This is a genomic window from Pseudovibrio sp. W74 (assembly GCF_001623085.1).
Classification (GTDB): Bacteria; Pseudomonadota; Alphaproteobacteria; order Rhizobiales; family Stappiaceae; genus Pseudovibrio.
Window position 1 is genome coordinate 156,191 of sequence record NZ_LMCJ01000005.1, and the last position, 4,705, is coordinate 160,895.

Annotated in this window: 5 protein-coding genes; 2 read left to right on the forward strand and 3 right to left on the reverse strand. The window is 54.3% G+C overall.

Translation table 11 applies throughout. From position 1 onward, the window contains the following. Positions 1 to 651: EamA family transporter (locus PsW74_RS29245; protein WP_208987838.1), on the reverse strand; the 651-nt coding region annotated here is incomplete at its 3' end. 5 nt (positions 652 to 656) lie between these two features. Beyond that, positions 657 to 1,778: an AAA family ATPase gene (locus PsW74_RS04700; protein WP_063290049.1), complete on the reverse strand. Its 1,122-nt coding sequence runs from the start codon at positions 1,776 to 1,778 to the stop codon at positions 657 to 659. Between the two features lie 242 nt (positions 1,779 to 2,020). Here PsW74_RS04700 and fumC point away from each other — a divergent pair, with 242 nt between their 5' ends. Continuing rightward, on the forward strand, positions 2,021 to 3,427 hold the full coding sequence (gene fumC / locus PsW74_RS04705) for a class II fumarate hydratase (protein WP_063290048.1): 1,407 nt from the start codon (positions 2,021 to 2,023) through the stop codon (positions 3,425 to 3,427). On the opposite strand, the gene PsW74_RS04710 is transcribed toward fumC, so the two are convergent. Continuing rightward, on the reverse strand, positions 3,414 to 3,986 hold the full coding sequence (locus PsW74_RS04710) for a TetR/AcrR family transcriptional regulator (RefSeq protein ID WP_063290047.1): 573 nt from the start codon (positions 3,984 to 3,986) through the stop codon (positions 3,414 to 3,416). The two genes, fumC and PsW74_RS04710, sit on opposite strands and share 14 nt — an antisense overlap. Positions 3,987 to 4,072: 86 nt before the next feature. On the opposite strand from PsW74_RS04710, the gene PsW74_RS04715 reads away from it, so the two are divergent. Then, entirely contained in the window at positions 4,073 to 4,480 is a 408-nt protein-coding gene (locus PsW74_RS04715) for a hypothetical protein (protein WP_063290046.1), read from the forward strand. Positions 4,481 to 4,705 lie beyond the last annotated feature (225 nt).

Sequence of the window (4,705 nt, forward strand, 5' to 3'; positions counted from 1 at the left end):
CCAGTCCGTTGCTTGCTGTGTTGCTGCAGGGCCATCGGTGATGAGAGAGAGGGCGGCGAGGGCGATGAGCATGATCAGTGCGCTGGCCACCAGCATGACACCGCTGAGCGAGGCACGTTCCTTCAGGTCATCTCCCTGATTTTGCGGGTGGAATTCAGCGATAATAACGGAGGCAACCACTGCAAATTCTGAGAAGATCATCAGATAGACGGCGGGGTTGGAGTAGGTGTCTTCCAGTGAGGAGATCAACAGAACAACGCCAAGAATAATGATCAGATGACCGGGCAGTTCCAGAGCGGTGGGGAGCCGGAAAAACAAGAGAGCAAAGGCGAGCGCAGAAAACGGAACGGAGACAAGGCCAAAAAAGCCTGCGTTTGCCGCACTGATGTACAGCAGAGAGGCTGTGAAACAGGCTGCGGAGAGGACACGGGCAACTCCGTAGGCCCAGGTGTAAGGGCTCTTGAGCGCATCCATTGTTGCGCCCAGCTTTCGGCTGACGGCGATGAGGAACAGGCCGCCAAACATCAGCTGAATGATAGTGAAGATCCATGGATCAAGATTGTAAGTAAGTAGCAAGCCTTTGCTTATGACAATCAGAAACGCCCAGCTTACCATGGTGGCAAGGCAGACAATCAAGCCCTTGGGGGTCAAACTTACTACTCCTCTCCGACGAATTCGCCGGTGATTTTCAGGCCATCAATTCCGGTCTGGCCGTTTTCTTTATAAATGCGCCTTGGGTATGCCCCTGCATGATTGGCAATATGATCAGCAAGTTGCTCAGAATGTGTGACGAGCCAGATCTGGCTGCGCTCTGAGGCTTTGGCAATGACTTTGGCGAGTGGTTCCAGCAAGTCAGGGTGCAGGCTGGCTTCGGGTTCGTTGAGGGCAATGAAGGAGGGCAGGCGGTAGGACAACATAGCGCCAAGCAGGGCGAGATATTGCAATGTGCCGTCCGACAGTTCCTGAGAGGGGAACGGGCGGCGGATTTCCGGTGTTTGTAATGCGAAGCGGCAATCCTGCCCATTGGCTTCGATGATCAGCTTGCTGTTGGGGAAGGCATCATCGACCGCTTCCTGGAGGTAAAACGTGTCCTTGCGGATTTCCTTCAGTGTAGCGAAAACTGCTGCAAGATCGTTGCCATCTGATGAGAGCGTTGGGGTGGTGACATTGGGGCTTGGACGACGTAACAGGCTGTCCCGATCACTGCGGAAGGTGTGGTAGAAACGCCAGTCTGCAATTGCGCGGCGGACCAGATCTAACTCCGGAAACTGACTGCCATCGCGAATGCTGGCGAGGGCCGTCTCGGAAGGCAGAAGTTCGTTGTCGTAGGTTACTTTGCTGCCGTTGCTGGCGCGCAGAAAGGCACTTGGGCCTTTGCGGTTCATCAGCACGACAGACTTGGAGCCTGTCAGGAGGTTTAGCTCTTCTTCTCTCACCATAGTCTCATAGGGCAGGGCGGGATCAGAGATCGGGTTGGGCAGGCCCAGCTGGATGCGGTAAGAAAGATCCCCCAGATCGGCACGCAGGATGATGCGCTTCTTCTCATGGGTTTTCAGGTCTCCTGCCCACATGACGCTGTCTACGCCGCCTTCCTCTGAAACGGCGCGGGTGATACGGCCCAGTGCGGCTTGCTGCAGAAGTTCAAGCGACTTGTAGAGGTTGGTTTTACCGACGCCATTGTTGCCGACAAACACGTTGACGGCACCAACTCGCATGAACAGCTTATGTACGGATCGGTAATTCTCAATACCGATCGCCGAGAGAGGGGGCATAGACATCTGGTGAAACTTTTTTGATATATCTTCGGTAGGTATGGTTGAGAATAAGCAGGTTGGCTCACGAATGTAAATTGAACCGCGGCGTTCATGCACCGGAAATTCACGTTTTGTTCGCCTGTGGTTGATGAAGCCCTGTGCTTCATGGCAGGGTTGTCTAAACTGTTTTATGGTTTCGTTGTCGTGTGTTCTCGCCTGAAGGGGATCGTTCCTTTTTCGGGACTGCGCTTGAGAGGAAAGTGTCAATGTCTGATCAAAATTCTGATGGTATGCGGCAGGAATCCGATAGTTTTGGTGTGCTGGATGTTCCCATTGGCAAATATTGGGGCGCGCAAACCGCACGGTCTCTGATCAACTTTCCCATTGGCCGGGAGCATCTGCCGCCTGCGCTGATCCATGCATTGGGCGCGGTGAAGCTGGCTGCTGCCAGGGTGAACATGGAAGAGGGGCGTTTGCCTGAAGATCTGGGCAAGGCCATCTGTCAGGCAGCGACCGAAGTGATTTCCGGCAAGCTGGATGCGCATTTCCCGCTGGTAATCTGGCAGACGGGGTCTGGCACACAGTCCAACATGAACACCAACGAGGTGATTGCCAACCGTGCCATTGAGTTGCTTGGCGGACAGATCGGCACCAAGTCTCCTGTACACCCCAACGATCACGTGAATATGGGGCAGTCCTCCAACGACACCTTCCCGACGGCCATGCACATCGCGGCAGCTTGTGAGATCAACAAGGTGCTGCTGCCCGCTTTGACGCATCTGCACGACACGATGGAAGCTAAGGTGGCGGCCTTTGCGGATATCGTGAAAATTGGCCGGACGCACACGCAGGATGCGACGCCTTTGACATTGGGGCAGGAATTTTCTGGCTATGTGGCGCAGCTGGAGTATTCCAAGGAGCGTATTGAGCAGAGCCTTGTGGGGCTTTATCGGCTGGCGCAGGGTGGCACAGCGGTGGGAACCGGACTTAATTCAACGCCAGAGTTTGCCAGTGCGTTTGCTACTCACGTGAGTGAGGTGACAGGCCTGCCATTTGTGACAGCGGTCAATAAATTTGAGGCACTGGCCACGCATGATGCGGCTGTGTTTGCACATGGTGCGCTGAACACATTGGCATGTTCATTGATGAAGATTGCCAATGACATTCGATTCCTTGCCTCTGGTCCGCGTTCTGGTCTTGGTGAGATCAGTCTGCCAGCCAACGAGCCGGGCTCTTCTATAATGCCGGGTAAGGTGAACCCGACCCAGTGTGAAGCGGTGACGATGGTCTGTGCTCAGGTGATGGGCAATCAGACAGCTGTGAGTGTGGGCGGATCGACAGGGCACTTTGAGCTGAATGTGTTCAAACCTGTGATTGCCAACAGCCTGTTGCAATCCATTGAGCTTCTGGCCGATTGCATGGTGAGCTTTGCGGACCGCTGTGTTGTTGGCATTGAGCCAAACATTGAGCGTATTGAAGAGTTGCTGGAACGGTCCTTGATGCTGGTGACAGCACTTGCGCCCACCATTGGCTATGACAAAGCAACCGAGATTGCCAAGTCTGCCCATAAGAACGGGACCACACTGAAGGAAGAAGCTCTTCGTCTTGGTTATGTGTCTGCGGAAGAGTTTGACCGTGTTGTCCGGCCAGAAAAAATGGTCAGGCCGGGGTAGGGCGGTTGCCACTCATCATGATGTCCAGTGTGTGCTTCAGGCAGGCTTTTTGGTCTGCCTCCTCTAACTGCTGAGCCCCAATGAGCGTTGAATAGAGGATCTGGCTGTTGATCTTTGCATGCCTTTGGGTTTGGGGGATTTGAGAAAACAGTTGCTCGACGTACTCCAGACGCCGCTGATCAATTTTGCTCATATAGGCGCCGGCGAGATCATCAAACTGGGCCCAGTTGCGGATCGCGGCGGAAACGCCGGTTGCGCCATACTCTAATGAGACCTCACTTGCTGCAATCTCGATCAGATCATAGAGGCGCTGTTTGGGGGCGGGGCTGCCTGCATCGACCTGCGCGATGATTTGTTGTGTGGCTAATTGCTCCCAATGGTCCAGCATTGCTTTTTTCAAAGCAGCGACATCCTTGAAATGCCAATAGAACGAGCCCTTGCTTACCTTCAGTGTTCTGGCAAGCGCTTCGGCCTTCAGGCTCTGCGGTCCATTCGCGGCTAGCGAGCGGAAGCCGCCTTTGATCCAGTCCAATGCTGTGAGTTTGGTTTTCTCTGTCATTCATTCACCATACGCTGCCGTATTGACAGGGTCCAGCATTAAGTTACCATACGCTACCGTATGGAATCAAAGATGAGGGAATTCCAATGAATAAGTGGCTGTTCGCTTCTGGCATCTTGTCGTTGCTGTTGGTGCTGGTGCATGTGTTTCTGGGCGGGCCAGAGATCCTCGATCCTGTACTGGGCAGTGATCTTCATCCTGTGGTGATCGCGGTGCTGTCGGTGGTCTGGCACGGGATTACGGTGGTGATGCTGGTCAACGGTGTGTTGTTGCTGGCAGCTGCCTTTAGAGAGGAACTGGCCGCTGGTGTTGCCTGGGTGGTGATTGGGCAATATGGCGGGTTCACGCTCCTGTTCATCTACTACGGCCTCACCCAGTTGGGTAACCTGATGGATATGCCGCAGTGGATTTCCTTCGCGATTATAGCCGGCTGTGTGGCGATGGGATTGCGGAAGGCCGGGCGTGCAAATGCATTGCGGAGTTCTGTAGCCTGAGTGGTTGAAATGGGTGACGCCCAATACTGCTGCGTGTTGACATTTCGCGGTTGGCGCTTTTATTGTCATCACCGGTCGGCAGTTCCCAAGGCGTCGCTGCCCCGAAAGGGGAGCTAAACCTGCCATTCACTTCGACAGCAATCGACATTCTTGTCCGATGCCGCTTCGCAAGCCAGCGACCACGAAAATGTAATGCGGCTCGAGAGGATTTTTCAATGTCGAGAG